The 16,713-nt window shown below is 51.2% G+C and carries 14 protein-coding genes; 7 read left to right on the top strand and 7 right to left on the bottom strand.

Translation table 11 applies throughout. From position 1 onward, the window contains the following. Positions 1 to 236: 236 nt before the first annotated feature. The 6 genes from rsmG to ravA all read right to left on the bottom strand — a co-directional run bounded on the left by rsmG (position 237) and on the right by ravA (position 7,250). Positions 237 to 857 carry a 16S rRNA (guanine(527)-N(7))-methyltransferase RsmG gene (gene rsmG / locus EC840_RS18965; RefSeq protein WP_113876809.1) on the bottom strand — a complete coding sequence of 207 codons (621 nt, stop codon included), beginning with the start codon at positions 855 to 857 and terminating at the stop codon, positions 237 to 239. A 129-nt stretch (positions 858 to 986) separates the two neighbouring features. Next, positions 987 to 2,876 carry a tRNA uridine-5-carboxymethylaminomethyl(34) synthesis enzyme MnmG gene (mnmG, locus tag EC840_RS18970; protein ID WP_132966610.1) on the bottom strand — a complete coding sequence of 630 codons (1,890 nt, stop codon included), beginning with the start codon at positions 2,874 to 2,876 and terminating at the stop codon, positions 987 to 989. Positions 2,877 to 3,255: 379 nt separating this feature from the next. Further along, positions 3,256 to 3,699, bottom strand: a complete 444-nt coding sequence (mioC, locus tag EC840_RS18980; protein ID WP_129637790.1) for an FMN-binding protein MioC — start codon at positions 3,697 to 3,699, stop codon at positions 3,256 to 3,258. An 88-nt stretch (positions 3,700 to 3,787) separates the two neighbouring features. Next, positions 3,788 to 4,249, bottom strand: a complete 462-nt coding sequence (gene asnC / locus EC840_RS18985) for a transcriptional regulator AsnC (RefSeq protein ID WP_095924057.1) — start codon at positions 4,247 to 4,249, stop codon at positions 3,788 to 3,790. Between the two features lie 20 nt (positions 4,250 to 4,269). Continuing rightward, on the bottom strand, positions 4,270 to 5,739 hold the full coding sequence (gene viaA, locus EC840_RS18990) for an ATPase RavA stimulator ViaA (protein ID WP_132966611.1): 1,470 nt from the start codon (positions 5,737 to 5,739) through the stop codon (positions 4,270 to 4,272). Positions 5,740 to 5,741: 2 nt separating this feature from the next. Continuing rightward, positions 5,742 to 7,250 carry an ATPase RavA gene (ravA, locus tag EC840_RS18995; protein ID WP_129637792.1) on the bottom strand — a complete coding sequence of 503 codons (1,509 nt, stop codon included), beginning with the start codon at positions 7,248 to 7,250 and terminating at the stop codon, positions 5,742 to 5,744. 272 nt (positions 7,251 to 7,522) lie between these two features. Here ravA and kup point away from each other — a divergent pair, with 272 nt between their 5' ends. The 7 genes from kup to rbsR all read left to right on the top strand — a co-directional run bounded on the left by kup (position 7,523) and on the right by rbsR (position 15,439). Next, the gene (gene kup, locus EC840_RS19000) at positions 7,523 to 9,391 is read left to right on the top strand and encodes a low affinity potassium transporter Kup (protein ID WP_113876804.1); all 1,869 of its coding nucleotides are present in this window, start codon (positions 7,523 to 7,525) and stop codon (positions 9,389 to 9,391) included. A 214-nt stretch (positions 9,392 to 9,605) separates the two neighbouring features. Then, positions 9,606 to 10,025 (top strand): D-ribose pyranase, encoded by a 420-nt coding sequence (gene rbsD / locus EC840_RS19005; protein WP_095924061.1) that lies wholly within the window; start codon positions 9,606 to 9,608, stop codon positions 10,023 to 10,025. 7 nt (positions 10,026 to 10,032) lie between these two features. Beyond that, the gene (rbsA, locus tag EC840_RS19010) at positions 10,033 to 11,538 is read left to right on the top strand and encodes a ribose ABC transporter ATP-binding protein RbsA (RefSeq protein WP_120163942.1); all 1,506 of its coding nucleotides are present in this window, start codon (positions 10,033 to 10,035) and stop codon (positions 11,536 to 11,538) included. 6 nt (positions 11,539 to 11,544) lie between these two features. Beyond that, positions 11,545 to 12,516, top strand: a complete 972-nt coding sequence (rbsC, locus tag EC840_RS19015; RefSeq protein WP_112290846.1) for a ribose ABC transporter permease — start codon at positions 11,545 to 11,547, stop codon at positions 12,514 to 12,516. 23 nt (positions 12,517 to 12,539) lie between these two features. Next, entirely contained in the window at positions 12,540 to 13,430 is an 891-nt protein-coding gene (gene rbsB, locus EC840_RS19020; protein WP_112290844.1) for a ribose ABC transporter substrate-binding protein RbsB, read from the top strand. Positions 13,431 to 13,498: 68 nt separating this feature from the next. Beyond that, entirely contained in the window at positions 13,499 to 14,428 is a 930-nt protein-coding gene (gene rbsK, locus EC840_RS19025; RefSeq protein ID WP_132966613.1) for a ribokinase, read from the top strand. Beyond that, positions 14,429 to 15,439 (top strand): ribose operon transcriptional repressor RbsR, encoded by a 1,011-nt coding sequence (rbsR, locus tag EC840_RS19030; protein WP_113876801.1) that lies wholly within the window; start codon positions 14,429 to 14,431, stop codon positions 15,437 to 15,439. Here the strand turns inward: rbsR and EC840_RS19035 are convergent. Next, the gene (locus tag EC840_RS19035) at positions 15,422 to 16,111 is read right to left on the bottom strand and encodes a FadR/GntR family transcriptional regulator (protein ID WP_132966615.1); all 690 of its coding nucleotides are present in this window, start codon (positions 16,109 to 16,111) and stop codon (positions 15,422 to 15,424) included. The genes rbsR and EC840_RS19035 overlap by 18 nt on opposite strands. Between the last annotated feature and the right edge of the window lie 602 nt (positions 16,112 to 16,713).

Here is a 16,713-nt window from a genome sequence, read left to right on the forward strand (position 1 = left end):
CACAACAACCCAACAAATAACAACATTTTTATTACAACTTGAATATCCGCAGGGTGACGGACGTTCAATTTCACAAGTGACTATTACAGTCCGGATTAAAATAAAAACATCTCATAAATGCTATCAGTATGTAAAAAAGCGGTGATAGAGAGTTTGCCACCGCTATATAATTAGCCTGCTCATTTTAACTGTGTTAACACAGCCGTTTTTTAAATATTATTTGATAAAACGCAACTTTAGTTTGAGAGAAGAATGACCAGATGACGTTCCCCGTCAAGTTCTGGTACCTGCAGTTTTATGACTGATTCCAAAGTGATACCTTCCGGTAATGCGGCCAGCTCATCATCAGGGCTGACTCCTTTTAAGGCGTAAAACCGCCCCTGCCCTTTTTGCGGCAGATGATGGCACCAGGAAAGCATATCCTGAAGGGACGCAAAAGCACGACTGATCACCCCATCAAAAGGCGGCTCTGGCTCAAACTCTTCCACACGGCTTTGTACCGGTTCGATATTTTTCAGCCCCAGCTCATGCTGAACCTGACGCAGGAAGCGTACACGCTTACCCAGGCTGTCCAGCAGCGTGAAGTGTGAATCAGGGCGGACAATGGCCAGAGGAACGCCTGGCAAACCAGGACCAGTGCCGACATCAATGAAACGACTGCCTTTCAGGTGTTCATTCACCACGATGCTGTCCATGATATGACGCACCAGCATTTGCATCGGGTCACGAACAGATGTCAGGTTATAGGCCTTGTTCCACTTATGCAGCAGTTCAACATAGCCAATCAGTTGCTGTTTTTGCTGATCGGGTAACGCTATTCCTGCCGCAGCAAGCAGCGAGTCCAGTTTCTTTTGCACAGTGAATCCTCAGAAAGAGTCGATATTCGGGAACAGCCCGGTTGAGAAATGATAAAACACTCAGAAAGATGGGAACAGTAAGAACTGACCGCCGCTTTGGCTACAAAGGGCGGTCATAAGAGAGGTGAGTTATGCGCTACGGCGCAGTAAGCCTTGTTTTTTAAGCCAGATCAGCAAGATCGAGATAGCTGCCGGCGTAATACCCGAGATCCGCGATGCCTGACCAATGGAGGTCGGCTTGTGATCGTTAAGCTTGGCGATCACTTCATTGGAAAGACCATTCACCTGCCGGTAATCAAGATCAACAGGCAGTAAGGTGTTTTCATTGCGCTGCTGTTTTTCGATCTCTTCCTGCTGACGGGCAATATAGCCTTCATATTTGATCTGAATTTCTACCTGTTCTGCCGCCTGTACATCCGGAACGGAAGGTGCGAACGGGGAAAGACGGGTGATCAGCTCATAGGTCATTTCAGGACGACGCAATAACTCTTCCGCACTGGCTTCTTTAGAAAGCGGAGCAGAAAGATGCGCGTTAATTTCTTCAACCTGTGCATGATGCGGGTTCACCCAGATGCCACGCAGGCGCTGACGTTCCTGTTCGATCATTTCCAGTTTTTCGTTGAAGCGCGCCCAGCGAGCATCATCAACCAGACCTAACTCACGGCCTTTTTCAGTCAGACGTAGATCGGCATTGTCTTCACGCAGCATCAGGCGGTACTCAGCACGTGAGGTAAACATGCGGTACGGTTCTTTGGTGCCCAGCGTACACAGGTCATCAACCAGCACACCAAGATAAGCCTGGTCGCGACGCGGTGCCCAGCCTTCCTGCTCAGTGGCACAACGGGCAGCGTTCATGCCAGCCAGCAAGCCCTGCGCAGCGGCTTCTTCATAACCAGTGGTGCCGTTGATCTGTCCGGCAAAGAACAGACCGGCGATAAATTTGCTTTCCAGCGTCGGTTTCAAATCACGCGGATCGAAGAAATCGTATTCAATCGCATAACCCGGACGAACGATGACGGCATTTTCCATCCCCTGCATAGACCGGACGATCTGCATCTGCACATCGAATGGCAGGCTGGTGGAAATACCGTTTGGATAAACTTCATTGCTGGTCAGGCCTTCCGGTTCGAGGAAGATCTGATGAGAATTGCGATCGGCAAAACGCATGACTTTATCTTCGATCGACGGGCAGTAACGCGGGCCGATCCCTTCGATGATCCCTGCATACATTGGGCTGCGATCCAGATTATTGCGGATCACGTCATGGGTTTTTTCGTTGGTATAGGTCATGTAACACGGGATCTGGCGCGGATGTTGCGACACGTTGCCCATGAAAGAGAATACCGGTGCCGGATTATCACCGTGTTGTTGTGCCAGCACACTGAAATCAATGGTGCGGGCATCGATACGCGGAGGTGTACCGGTTTTAAGACGGTTAACTCGTAAAGGTAATTCACGCAGGCGCTGGGACAAGGAGATCGCAGGAGGATCCCCGGCACGACCACCGCTGTAGTTCTCCAGACCGATGTGGATCTTCCCATCCAGGAAGGTACCAACCGTCAGAACAACCGATTTAGCGCGGAATTTCAGCCCCATTTTGGTCACAGCACCCACGACACGATCGTTTTCGACGATCAGGTCTTCAACCGGTTGCTGGAAGATCATCAGGTTTGGCTGGCTTTCCAGTGCGGTACGTACTGCCTGGCGATACAGAACCCGGTCAGCCTGAGCACGTGTCGCCCTGACAGCAGGGCCTTTGCTGGCGTTTAGTATCCTAAACTGAATGCCCGCATGATCGATAGCCGTGGCCATCAGTCCGCCCAGTGCGTCCACTTCTTTTACCAGATGTCCTTTCCCGATCCCGCCAATTGCAGGGTTACACGACATCTGTCCCAGCGTGTCGATATTGTGGGTTAATAATAAGGTCTGACGTCCCATGCGTGCAGAAGCCATGGCGGCTTCGGTACCTGCATGACCACCACCTATGATGATGACGTCAAATTGATCCGGATAAAACATGCGACTGCACCTCGGCGTTCAAGCGAACTTTCTTTGTATGGCGTTGGGAGGAGGGATTCTACTCAAGTTTTGAGCTTCCACAAGTCCCCGGGGATCTTCACTAATTAAAAGAAGATCTTTTTTATTTAAAGATCTCTTATTAATACTTCTATTAAGATCGCGATCCTCTGTGCATAAGTCATTTTTGTTTATGAAGATCAGTATGCTAAGAAGGATCGAATGCTGTGAATGATCGGTGATCCTGGACAGTATAAGCTGGGATCAGAATTGAGAGTTATGCACAGCATGAAAAGCGTACAGGAGTTGTTAGAGGGATAACTACGGGTTTTACCCTGCTTTTAAGCATAGTTATCCACATCTGATCGCCTGAAATTTACACTTATTTGATCAAATTAATCCAGTTGATCACCCAAACCTCGGCCGGATCCTCAGGAATTTCGTGTTGAGTCACGTCGATCTCAAGACGATCACCGATCCGTTTTGCCCCTAATGACGTCAGTTTTTGATCCAACGAACCGATCGCGCCACAGAAGGTGTCATATTCACTGCTGCCTAAACCTAATGCGCCAAAGCGTACTTTTGACAGATCAGGTTGCTGATCTTCCAGCTGCTCCATAAATGGTTGCAGGTTATCAGGCAACTCACCCGCACCGTGTGTCGAGCAAACAACCAGCCAGATCCCTTCCTGCGGAACTTCATAGAGCTCGGGGCCATGGAACATCTGAGTGGAAAAACCGGCTTCTTCCAGTTTCTCAGCCACGTGTTCTGCTACATATTCGGCACTGCCAAGCGTACTGCCACTGATCAGGGTAATGTCAGACATGGTGCTCTCACCCGGGAAAAGGAGACTATTGTACGCTGTGAATGAGCTGGGATCTACCTGTGGATAATAGGGGTATAGAAATCAGTGCTCAGGGCTGGATGGTACGTGTGATGGGGTTCTGCAGGGAGATAAGCGTCTCGGTTGACTGGATCTCATCAATTGTCTGGATCTTGTTGATAAGTACATGCTGGAGGGAATCAATCGAGCGGCACATGATCTTAATGAAAATGCTGTAATGCCCGGTGGTGTAATAGGCTTCGACCACTTCTTCTATACTCTCTAACTTTTTCAGTGCTGACGGATAATCCTTGGCGCTTTTTAAAATGATGCCAATAAAGCAGCATACGTCATAACCCAGTTGCTTGGGATTAACGGTAATATGCGCGCCGGTAATGATGCCTGCCTGCTTCATTTTCTCTACGCGGACGTGGATAGTTCCCGGGCTGACCGTGAACACTTTTGCCAGTTCCGCATAAGGGGTACGGGCGTTCTCCATCAATGCATTCAGGATCCCGCGATCCAGCTCATCGAGCTGATAGATTTCAGTCATGGTTATCTTTCTCTGTAGGCTTAATTTCGCTGCCAGCGACGTTGTACGCGGCTTTTAACGCCCGTATCAAAGCGCCAGATGTGATCGAAGATCCGCAGGATTCCGGGCTTGCCATAATGTGACATCGCCAGAGCATGAAAGCGATGTTGCTTCTCTTTTTGCAGCGTCCTGACTTTTCTTTGCACCTCATCAGGCAGGCGCTGGGCGATAAAATCGGAAATGACCACGGCATCGGCATCATGCCATTGTGGTGACGCCAGTTTATCCAGCGTGGCATTCAGACAGGCTGCCAGATCGGTACCGCCGCGAAAATGCTGTCCCAGAAAGCGCAGCGCCTGATCCAGACCGCCGTTGGACGTCAGTTCATAATGGATCACTTCACTGGCGAACAACATGATGTAACAGCGGCGGTTATCCGCCAGTGCAATTTTCAGTAGTGCCAGACAGAATGCTTTGGCGCACTGTTCGTTAAAACCGCCCATAGAACCCGAGGTATCGACGCACACCACAAAAGGCCCGCGCGGTTGTGGTTCCTGTTGCTGATAAACCACCGGGCGTTTAACCACTTTCTCACGCCAGACATCACCTTGCAGCCGATAGGTCATCAGCCGCTTTTCCAGCAGGCGGCGGTAAAATTCGTACTCCAGTTCGGGCAGCCCCAGCGTTACCAGCTCCGTCGGCATCAGGCGCAAAATATCATCGCTCTGATGGATACCGTTGACTTCTTCCGGTACCGTCGCGGGTTCACGCACCATCAGCCGGTGCGTTTCCATTTTGGCATCTTCATGCGGGCTGGTTTTGACGGTCTGACTGCGCCCCAGCTGTTCGGCCAGATGCATCAGTTCAGGTTGTTGCTGGAGAAATGCCCCGAAACGAGCCAGCGACTGGATATCGCCACGCATGCGCTTTCCTTTACTCATATCCCATAAACGACCGGCCGCCGTATCGTTCTCTGCTAATAAAGGAGAGAGCTCGCTGCTGAGCTCCAGACGTTGCAGCAGTTCTTCCTGCAGCTGCTCCTGTTCCTGTTCCAGTAACTGCTGATGAACGGTCACCGTCTGGAAGGTCAGATTCAGGCGCCAGCGCTGGAGGAACAGGGTCTGGAAGCTGTTGCCGGTTTTGGCGGTGCGGGAGGCTTCATGATTCTCCTGCAACGTTCGGGCTTCTGTCGTGAAAGGGGAGCTTAGCCGTTCAAGCTCTTCAAGAAGCGCAGGCAGTTCCGACTGAAAAGTAACGGCATCAGTCTGCTGGCAATGCTGATAAAGATAGAATTCTTTCGCCAGATCTTCCGGAACAGGGGTTTCGTGGATCCTCTGGCGAAGGCGCATCTTCCATTCGGGAAGATCTTTGGTCAGCGCCCGTTTGAGACGTGGGAATTTCTTGAAGAAAACCGCCATTGCCGGTGCCGCCAGCAGGCCGATGATCGATTCCTCAATCAGTTCAGCCTCGCTGATGGCCAGCAGAAGATCCAAAGACTCCAGACTGAACATGATCAGTGTCCGCTGAACGTCTGTTGCTGATGACGCAGCTGTTCAGATACCTGCAACAGGCTGGCCTCTATTTTTGCCATCCATTCTGCCGGCACAAACAGACAGTTTTGCTGCTGGCCGAATTCATGCCTTTGCTGAGCCAGTTTTGCGGTGAGATCGCTGAGCGTATTTTTCATCTCATCGGGAACGGCAATGTGCTCATGTCCTGGCAGGGTCAGCGGTGTGCTCTGACGACTCACATCCAGCACCAGCAATTGCTGTTTATCGTCGATTTCCAGATCAACGGTCTGAGCAAAGCCAATGCCATTGATTTTGGCTTTCAGTACGCCCCCTTTATTGAGCCAATCCTCCAGAACGATACGTTCAAACAGCAAATGCGTGACTTTAATGTCATGCAGATGCAAAGGCGTTTGCAGTAATAATGTCAGGCTGGTGGTGGTCATCGTGTCAGGCAGAGAGTATTGCGGCTTGCGGCTGAATATTCCGGCTTTTTTGCTCAGCTTGATGGACTGCCGTGAGCTTTGTTGCTGCTGATGCTGCATCCATTGCTGATTAAGCTGCTGGATTTTCATCAGCAGTGTTTGCTGCTGGAAAGCCTGCTCAGTGATCAGCTGTTCGATCTGCGTTTGCAGCAGGTTATAGGTGTTCAGGTCGTGCCATAAACAGTCTTTGAGCAGGATCAGATCGACTGGCGTGATCGCATTCCGTCCGCTGAAGAAGGCGCAGGCCTGCAACAGACGCAGGGCTTTTTTCCAGCGACGGTCGGAGACATAAGGCGCTGTATCCAGGGCATCAAGACGCTGACGCAACTGGAAAATCAGTTCAAAGCAGCTGTCTGAAAGCGTAACTTTGTCGATTTCCGGCTGCCATTGTTGGTATTCTTCATCGCTGATACTCAGGGACTCTGCCACCGGATTGGTGCTTTCATTATTGCGGCTGGTGAGCAGCGAGCGGAAATTTTGCTTATCCTGCACTTTATCCAGCCACAGACGGATCAGCATACGGTCATACAGCGCTTCCAGACCGCCGTCGGCTTCAGGTAATTCGTTAGACGCACTGACCAGCAGGCGCATCGGAATAGGGGCTTCGCGCTCGCCATTACGGAAACGACGTTCGTTGATGGCCGTCAGGAGCGTATTAAGGATGGCAGGGCCTGCTTTCCAGATTTCATCAAGGAAGACAATTTCAGCTTCCGGCAGATAACCTTCGGTCAGACGCAAATAACGGCCTTCATCTTTCAGGGCCTGAATCGACAGCGGACCAAAGACTTCTTCCGGCGTGGAAAAGCGCGTCATAAGATATTCAAACGCGCGGGCGTGACGGAAGGCAAATTTCAGACGGCGGGCAATCAGACTTTTTGCAATACCCGGCGGGCCGAGCAGGAAAACGCTTTCACCGCACAGTGCGGCCAGCAGGCAAAGTCGTATGGCATCCTGCCGCTCGTACAGGCCATGTTCTAGTGCGTTAGCAAGACGGGCGATCCGTTCTGCCAGAAGGGGAGATTGCGCCATACTGTCTCTTCCGGTTTCCATTTAGTTGTTGAATAGTGTACTGGGTTCTTATGAGAAGCTACGATTATTTTTATCGTTATAGCTTGTTGATTACTAAAAATTTTCTATTATCAAAATTGTGACCCCGTTCATCTGAACCCTGGTTTAGCTGCACATTTAAGGGTAGGCAATCAGATTTATTCGTGCATACTGTGCGCCTTTTAGTGGGCATCATAAGACTGAGCGCACGCATCGCTTACAGATGTTCGAGCAAAAAAGAAAAGAAACGAAATATGAGCACTGAACATAAACGGTCACTCCCAGCAGTAACCCTGGCCGCCATTGGTGTGGTCTATGGCGACATTGGTACCAGTCCTCTCTATACCTTAAGAGAGTGTTTTTCCGGTCATTATGGTTTCAACGTTGAACCCAGCGTCGTTTTTGGTTTTCTTTCTCTGATTTTCTGGATGTTAATCCTCATTGTTTCGCTCAAATACCTCACGTATGTGATGCGGGCGGACAACGCAGGCGAGGGCGGTATTCTGACGCTGATGTCTCTGGCGGGCAGAAACACTTCGGCACGCACCACCGCCGTTCTGGTCATTCTCGGCCTGATCGGGGGAAGCTTCTTCTATGGTGAAGTGGTGATCACTCCGGCTATTTCTGTTCTTTCCGCGATGGAAGGTCTGGAAATCGCAGCACCTTCACTTGATCCCTATATTGTGCCTCTTTCTATTACTGTCCTGACGCTGCTTTTCATTATTCAGAAACACGGCACCGGCATCGTGGGCAAACTGTTTGCACCGGTGATGTTGCTGTGGTTCCTGACGCTGGCTGTTCTCGGCGTCAACAGCATCATGCAGAATCCTGAAGTACTTCGCGCCATGAACCCGATGTGGGCGGTTAACTTCTTTATCGAGCATAAGTCGTTTTCCTTCCTGGCGCTCGGTGCGGTCGTTCTGTCGATTACCGGCGTGGAAGCGCTGTATGCGGATATGGGTCACTTCGGGAAATTCCCGATCCGTCTGGCCTGGTTCACCGTCGTGCTGCCTTCTCTGGTGCTGAACTACTTCGGTCAGGGCGCATTGCTGCTTAAAGATCCGGAGTCGATTAAAAACCCGTTCTTCCTGCTGGCACCTGACTGGGCTTTAATCCCGTTACTGGTGCTGGCGACGCTGGCGACTATTATCGCGTCTCAGGCTGTTATCTCCGGAGTGTTCTCCCTGACCCGTCAGGCTGTGCGTCTGGGTTATCTGCCGCCAATGCGCATTATTCACACCTCAGAAATGGAAGCGGGTCAGATTTATATCCCGGCCATTAACTGGCTGCTGTATTTTGCGGTGGTTATCGTTATCGCCAGTTTCGAGCATTCGAGCAACCTGGCGGCGGCATACGGTATTGCTGTGACCGGTACGATGGTGCTGACCAGTATTCTTTCCTGTACGGTGGCGCTTAAAAACTGGCACTGGAAACCGTTCCTGGTGGGAATTTTGCTGATCGGTCTACTGTTTATGGATATTCCGCTGTTCGCGGCGAATGCCACGAAACTGTTCTCCGGCGGCTGGTTGCCGCTGACGCTGGGTCTGTGCATGTTTATCGTCATGACTACCTGGAAAAGCGAGCGTTTCCGCCTTATGCGCCGCATGAACGAGCACGGTAACTCTCTTGAAGCGATGATTGCGTCTCTGGAGAAATCCCCGCCGGTTCGCGTTCCGGGAACCGCGGTGTATATGTCCCGCGCCATCAACGTCATTCCGTTTGCCTTGCTGCATAACCTCAAGCACAACAAAGTGTTGCATGAGCGTGTGGTGCTGCTGACGTTACGCACCGAAGATGCGCCTTATGTGCATAATGTCCGGCGCGTCACCATCGAACAGCTTTCTCCGACGTTCTGGCGTGTGGTCGCGAGTTACGGATTTAAAGAGACGCCGAATGTGGAAGAGGTTTTCCACCGCTGTGGTCTGGAAGGGCTGCCATGCCGGATGATGGAAACCTCATTCTTTATGTCGCACGAATCGCTGATCCTGACCAAACGCCCGTGGTATCTCTACTTCCGTGGCAAGCTCTTTATGGCACTCAGCCGTAACGCCTTACGCGCACCGGATCAGTTTGAAATTCCGCCTAACAGGGTGATCGAACTCGGTACGCAGGTAGAAATTTAACGCTAATTTCTGCCGTCACAGGGCACCTTCGGGTGCCCTGTTTTATTTTCGCTTTCTCCTTTCTGAAACGACTAACTCAAATTTCCCTGCGGTTTCTGAATCATTCAGCGAAACGTTTCGACGCTAATCACAATTCCATCACTTGTCCGTTGCCATGCGTGGTGAAGTTAATAAACTCATCCGTGAGCGAAACGTTTCGCTGTAGGAGTTCACAATGAAGAAGTCACCGCTGTTAAATGCCGAAATCTCACATGTTATTGCCCGGTTAGGTCACACCGATCAGCTGGTTATTGGCGATGCCGGACTTCCGGTGCCAGCAGCTTGCCAACGCATCGATCTGGCTCTGACCCAGGGAGTTCCCACCTTTTTACAAGTCTTAGAGGTAGTGACACATGAGATGCAGGTTGAGCGGGCTATCCTCGCCGAGGAAATCCTCACTAAAAATCCTCAACTCCATGAAGCGTTGCTCGCCCAATTGACACAACTCGAACAACACCAGGGAAACACCATTGCTTTGGATTACGTCAGTCATGAGGCATTCAAAGCGCAAAGCGAAAAAAGTCGGGCTGTGATCCGCAGCGGGGAATGTTCGCCTTACGCGAACGTTATTCTGTGTGCCGGCGTAACCTTCTGAGGCCTTTATGCAACCTTTGCTGCAACTGACAGGCATTGATAAAGCCTTTCCCGGCGTTAAAGCACTTTCCGGCGCGGCGCTCAGCGTCTATCCGGGACGTGTGATGGCGCTGGTGGGAGAAAACGGCGCGGGCAAGTCCACCATGATGAAAGTGCTGACCGGCATCTACCAGAAAGATGCCGGCTCAGTACATTTTCTGGGCAAGGAAGCGGCGTTTAATGGCCCGAAAGCTTCTCAGGAAGCCGGAATTGGCATCATCCATCAGGAACTGAATCTGATCCCACAGCTGACTATCGCTGAAAACATCTTCCTGGGCCGTGAGTTTGTAAACGGTTTTGGCCGCATCAACTGGAAAAAGATGTATGCCGAAGCCGATAAACTGCTGGCGCGCCTGAACCTGCGCTACAAAAGTGATCGTCTGGTTGGCGAATTATCAATTGGCGATCAGCAAATGGTCGAAATTGCCAAGGTGCTGAGCTTTGAGTCGAAAGTCATCATCATGGATGAACCGACGGACGCCCTGACCGATACCGAAACCGCCTCTTTGTTTAGCGTGATCCGCGAGCTGAAAGCTGCAGGCTGTGGCGTGGTGTACATCTCCCACCGTATGAAAGAAATCTTTGAAATCTGCGATGACGTGACGGTATTCCGTGACGGGCAGTTTATCGCTGAGCGTCCGGTCAGTTCTCTGGAAGAAGACACGCTGATTGAAATGATGGTTGGCCGCCGTCTCGAAGAACAATATCCGCGTATAAATCATCAGCGCGGTGCGCTGCGTCTGCAGGTGCGTGATGTCAGCGGTCCGGGCGTAGATAACGTTAGCTTTGATCTGCACAGCGGCGAAATTCTGGGGATTTCCGGTTTGATGGGCGCAGGCCGTACTGAACTGATGAAAATTCTCTACGGTGCATTGCCGCGTAAAAGTGGCTATGTGTCGCTTGACGGACGCGAAGTGGTCACGCATTCACCGCAGGACGGACTGGCAAACGGCATCGTTTACATCTCTGAAGATCGTAAGCGCGATGGCCTGGTGCTTGGTATGTCAGTGAAAGAAAATATGTCACTGACTGCGCTGCGCTATTTCAGCCATGGTGGCGGACGTCTCAGGCATGCGGAAGAACAGCAGGCTGTCGGCGACTTTATCCGTCTCTTCAATATTAAAACGCCGTCGATGATGCAGACAATCGGCCTGCTTTCCGGTGGTAATCAGCAAAAAGTGGCAATTGCCCGCGGATTGATGACGCGGCCAAAAGTCCTGATCCTCGACGAACCGACGCGTGGCGTTGACGTCGGTGCCAAAAAAGAGATTTACCAGCTTATAAACCAGTTCAAGCGCGAAGGGCTGAGCATCATCCTGGTTTCCTCAGAAATGCCGGAAGTGATCGGCATGAGTGACCGTGTTTTGGTGATGCATGAAGGTCATTTAAGCGGTGAATTCCCGATAGAACAGGCTACGCAAGAAGTGTTGATGGCAGCCGCTGTCGGCAAGCAATACGGCGTGACGCAGGAGTAATCAGATATGAGTTCTCAGACATTGCCAGCCAAGAAGCGCTGGATCAGTAAAGAGTGGTTGTTGGAGCAAAAGTCTCTGATTGCGCTGCTGGTGTTGATTGCCGTGGTTTCTTCCATGAGCCCGAATTTCTTCACGCTCAATAACCTGTTTAACATTCTTCAGCAGACGTCGGTCAACGCCATTATGGCGGTCGGCATGACGCTGGTGATCCTCACCTCGGGTATCGATTTATCCGTCGGTTCTCTGCTGGCGCTGACCGGCGCGGTGGCAGCCTCGATTGTCGGGCTGGAAGTGAATGCATTAGTCGCGGTGGCTGGCGCGCTGGCGCTCGGTGCCGCCGTCGGTGCGGTGACCGGGGTGATTGTTGCCAAAGGCAAAGTGCAGGCGTTTATCGCCACGCTGGTCATGATGTTGCTGCTGCGCGGTATCACGATGGTGTACACCAACGGCAGCCCGATCAGCACGGGTTTTAATGATGTTGCCGATGTCTTTGGCTGGTTTGGTATCGGCCGCCCGCTGGGCATCCCGACGCCGGTCTGGCTGATGGCGGTGGTGTTTATTGCGGCCTGGTACATGCTGCATCACACCCGCTTAGGACGTTATATCTACGCGCTGGGCGGTAACGAATCTGCGACGCGTTTGTCAGGTATCAGCGTCGATAAAGTTAAAATTATCGTCTACTCCCTGTGTGGTTTGTTGGCGGCTCTGGCCAGTATCATCGAAGTGGCGCGCCTGTCTTCTGCGCAGCCTAACGCCGGTACAGGTTACGAGCTGGATGCGATTGCCGCAGTGGTATTAGGGGGAACCAGCCTGTCCGGGGGTAAAGGACGCATTGTCGGAACGCTGATCGGGGCACTGATCCTTGGCTTCCTGAATAACGGTTTGAACTTATTAGGTGTTTCTTCCTACTACCAGATGATCGTAAAAGCAGTTGTCATCCTGCTGGCGGTGCTGGTGGATAACAAAAGCAACAAATAACCTCTCCTACAGGACTTATGACCATGAATATGAAAAAACTGGCTGTCTGGGTTTCCGCCGCAGCGATCACCGCTTCTTTCAGTGCTAACGTTCTGGCGAAAGATACCATTGCGCTGGTCGTTTCTACTCTGAACAACCCGTTCTTCGTTTCCATGAAAGACGGCGCGCAAAAAGAAGCGGACAAACTGGGTTACAACCTGGTGGTACTTGATTCTCAGAACAACCCGGCAAAAGAACTGGCGAACGTGCAGGATCTGACCGTTCGCGGCACCAAACTGATGCTGATCAACCCGACGGATTCTGATGCGGTAGGTAACGCCGTTGCGATGGCAAACCAGGCGAAAATCCCGGTGATCACCCTTGACCGTCAGGCAACCAAAGGGGTTGTCGCCAGCCACGTGGCTTCTGATAACGCCTTCGGCGGCAAAATGGCCGGTGATTACATCGCTAAGAAACTGGGCGAAAATGCCAAAGTTATCGAACTGGAAGGTATCGCCGGTACGTCTGTTGCCCGTGAACGCGGTAAAGGCTTCGCTCAGGCAGCTGAAAAACATCATTTCCAGATCCTCGCCAGCCAGCCTGCTGACTTCGACCGCACCAAAGGTCTGAACGTGATGCAGAACCTGCTGACCGCGCATCAGGATGTGCAGGCCGTGTTTGCTCAGAACGATGAAATGGCGCTGGGTGCATTGCGTGCCCTGCAGACTGCCGGTAAAACGGATGTACTGGTCGTAGGTTTTGACGGCACCGAAGACGGTATTAAAGCGGTTAACAGCGGTAAAATGGGCGCGACTGTGGCACAGCGTCCTGAGCAAATCGGTGTGATCGGTGTTCAGACTGCAGATAAAGTGCTGAAAGGCGAGAAAGTTCCGGCTGTTATCCCTGTTGATTTGAAACTGGTTGCTCAGCCGTAATACCCTCTTTATTTATGCTGTCACTGCGCCTCCTTCAGGGAGGCGCTATTTAACTCAGGGATCTCCACATGAAGACAGGCAAACTGGTGGTACTCGGCAGTATCAACGCTGACCACATTTTGAATATCAACCATTTCCCGCAACCGGGCGAAACGGTTATCGGTAAGCAATACACCGTAGCCTTTGGCGGCAAAGGGGCGAATCAGGCTGTTGCAGCCGGTCGCAGTGGCGCTGATATTTCTTTTATTGCCTGTGTGGGAGATGACGATATTGGCGAGCGCGTTCGTAAACAGCTGGCCAGTGATCATATTGATACGCAACCCATCGAAGCCATCGAAGACACAACCACCGGCGTAGCACTGATTTTCGTGAATGCGGAAGGTGAAAACGTTATTGGTATCGATGCGGGGGCTAATAAAGCTGTGACGCCCGAATACCTCGATCGCTATAAACAGCAGGTCATTGGCGCATCAGCATTATTAATGCAGCTGGAATCGCCGCTCGAGACGGTGATTGCGGCGGCGAAGATTGCCAAAGACAACGGAACGCAGGTGATCCTAAATCCGGCTCCGGCCTGTGAATTGCCGGATGAATTGCTGGCGCGGGTGGATATGATCACTCCGAACGAAACCGAAGCTGAAAAGCTGACAGGAATTAAAGTCGACAATAATGAAGATGCCGCACGGGCCGCGAAAGCGCTGCATGACAAAGGCATCGCGACTGTCATCATTACGTTAGGCAGTAAAGGCGTCTGGCTGAGCCAGAACGGTGAAGGTAAGTTAGTGGCCGGATTCCGTGTAAAAGCCGTCGATACCATTGCGGCCGGCGATACGTTTAACGGCGCGCTGGTAACAGCACTACTTGAAGGCAAACCGATGGACAGTGCGGTACGATTCGCACACGCAGCAGCGGCGATTGCGGTGACGCGTCCTGGTGCGCAACCTTCCGTGCCGTGGCGTAAAGAAATCGACGATTTTCTTGCACAACAGGAGGCCTGATTGGCCACCATGAAAGATGTCGCCCGCCTCGCGGGCGTTTCAACCTCGACAGTCTCCCATGTGATCAACAAGAATCGTTTTGTCAGTGAAGCTATCGCTGACAAAGTGAATGCCGCCGTTGAACAACTCAATTACGCACCTTCCGCGTTAGCGCGCAGCCTGAAACTGAACCAGACACGTACTCTCGGCATGTTACTGACTGCCAGCAGTAACCCTTTTTATTCAGAAGTGGTGCGCGGTGTTGAGCGTAGTTGCTATGAGCGCGGATACAGTCTGATTTTGTGTAATACCGATAATGATGCAGAACGTATGAACCGTAGCCTCGAAACGTTGTTGCAAAAGCGGGTCGACGGGCTGCTTATCATGTGTACGGAAAATCACCGGCCTTCGAAAGAAGCCATCAGCCGTTACCCGTCATTACCGATTGTGATGATGGACTGGTCACCCTTTGATGGCGCCATTGATATCATTCAGGATAACGCCTTGCTAGGCGGGGAAATGGCGACAGAGTTTCTAATCCGTCAGGGTTACCAGCGTATTGCCTGTATTACCGGCCCGCTGGATAAAACTACCGCCCAGGAACGGCTGAGTGGATATCGTCAGGCTATGGACAAAGCAGGTCTGAAGATTTTGGCCGGTTATGAAGTGAGTGGTGATTTTGAATTTGAAGGCGGATTAGCCGCGATGCAGGAGTTGCTGGCGCTGCCGGAACCGCCTCATGCTGTTTTCGCTGGCAACGACGCAATGGCAGTTGGCGTTTATCAGGCGCTTTATCAGCGTGGATTACGTGTTCCCGATGATGTGGCAGTGATGGGCTACGATGACATCCAGCTGGCGCAATATATGATGCCGCCGCTGACCACCATTCATCAGCCCAAAGACTCGCTGGGCGAACTGGCGGTCGATGCTTTATTACATCGGTTGCAGGCCCCGGATTCTGAGCCGCAGGTTTTGGTTCTTACGCCGGAACTGGTCGTGCGTCAGTCCGTCGGATCATTCATCAGCAAGTAACAGCCTCTGACATTCCAGAAGTGCGGCATTGGCATCACCGGCAAGAATGGCATCCGTCAGCCGCTGGTGATGTTCCAGCTTAATCACTTCATTGCCGGTAATCGCCCGAAAATAGCTTTGATACACCGAACTGAACAAATTCGAGAAAGACGTCAGGAAGGGATTCTTCCCCGCCTCATAGATCAGCTGATGAAACTGGGTATCGACCGTTATCCAGCGTTCCCGATCAAAGCTGTTATGCAGCTGGCGCATTTCATACATATATAGAGAGAGCTGATGCTTTTGTTCTTTACTTGCAGAAAGTGCGGCTAGCGCACAAGCCTGCGGTTCGAGAGCCCGGCGTAGTACGATAAAATGCGCCATCACCTGATCGAAGTTTTCGCGTGTCATCCACCAGGTCAGTAATTCCTGATCGAGAAAATTCCAGCTCGATTGAGGCATTACCCGGGTACCAATACGCGGACGGGGTAAAAGCATTCCTTTCGCGGTCAGTGTTTTTACTGCTTCACGTACCGCAGTCCGGCTGACGCCAAAAATCTCCCCTAACTCATTCTCACCAGGAAGGATTGCACCTTCCGGATACTCGCCAGACAAAACGCGTTGTGCAATTTTCTCTGCCAGCAGATAAGAAAGGTTGCGCTGAGCCGCTTGCTGATGGGCATTAAGTAACATGTAAGGTATTCCTGAATGTTTTTCTCTTGTTATAAAGGAGAGTTTACTCCAGCCTCTGGTTTAAAACTGGTGTGTTTTACGCTGAAATAGGTCACTATTTGTCCGTTTTGGGCAAAATTGTTTAATTTGCGAACGGTCAGTAAATTATTTGAAATTAGGGGTTGCGGCCTTCTGAGAACTCCCTATAATGCGCCTCCACTGACCGGGAACAACGACTCCTCTAACGAGGACCAAGTCGCCCAGTCAGGAAGAATCAACCCGGTGAAAACACCGCATCTTGTAAAAGAAAATGGTTGACTCTTCAGGGAGAAAGAGTATTATCTGCCTCCCACGTTGCTTAGTTAAGTCTCGCAACGTACGCTCTTTAACAATTTATCAGACAATCTGTGTGGGCACTCACAAGACGATATCAGCCACTTCGGTGGCAAATTATTTATTGACAGTAATGTCAAGTCTTAGAGTGACCAAGCAGTAATTCATTTAGTTGAATTATTACGAAGTAATCTCTGAGCACCGCTTAACTTGTTTAAGCAAATCGAACTTTTAATTGAAGAGTTTGATCATGGCTCAGATTGAACGCTGGCGGCAGGCCTAACACATGC

Source organism: Rahnella sp. JUb53 (genome assembly GCF_004346065.1).
Lineage (GTDB): Bacteria > Pseudomonadota > Gammaproteobacteria > Enterobacterales > Enterobacteriaceae > Rahnella > Rahnella variigena.

Bases quoted from the DNA above. Each gene is read 5' to 3' on its own strand.
- mnmG (WP_132966610.1), bottom strand. From the start codon at position 2,876: ATGTTTTATCCGGATCAATTTGACGTCATCATCATAGGTGGTGGTCAT.
- mioC (WP_129637790.1), bottom strand. From the start codon at position 3,699: ATGTCTGACATTACCCTGATCAGTGGCAGTACGCTTGGCAGTGCCGAA.
- asnC (WP_095924057.1), bottom strand. From the start codon at position 4,249: ATGACTGAAATCTATCAGCTCGATGAGCTGGATCGCGGGATCCTGAAT.
- viaA (WP_132966611.1), bottom strand. From the start codon at position 5,739: ATGTTCAGTCTGGAGTCTTTGGATCTTCTGCTGGCCATCAGCGAGGCT.
- ravA (WP_129637792.1), bottom strand. From the start codon at position 7,250: ATGGCGCAATCTCCCCTTCTGGCAGAACGGATCGCCCGTCTTGCTAAC.
- kup (WP_113876804.1), top strand. From the start codon at position 7,523: ATGAGCACTGAACATAAACGGTCACTCCCAGCAGTAACCCTGGCCGCC.
- rbsD (WP_095924061.1), top strand. From the start codon at position 9,606: ATGAAGAAGTCACCGCTGTTAAATGCCGAAATCTCACATGTTATTGCC.
- rbsA (WP_120163942.1), top strand. From the start codon at position 10,033: ATGCAACCTTTGCTGCAACTGACAGGCATTGATAAAGCCTTTCCCGGC.
- rbsC (WP_112290846.1), top strand. From the start codon at position 11,545: ATGAGTTCTCAGACATTGCCAGCCAAGAAGCGCTGGATCAGTAAAGAG.
- rbsB (WP_112290844.1), top strand. From the start codon at position 12,540: ATGAATATGAAAAAACTGGCTGTCTGGGTTTCCGCCGCAGCGATCACC.
- rbsK (WP_132966613.1), top strand. From the start codon at position 13,499: ATGAAGACAGGCAAACTGGTGGTACTCGGCAGTATCAACGCTGACCAC.
- EC840_RS19035 (WP_132966615.1), bottom strand. From the start codon at position 16,111: ATGTTACTTAATGCCCATCAGCAAGCGGCTCAGCGCAACCTTTCTTAT.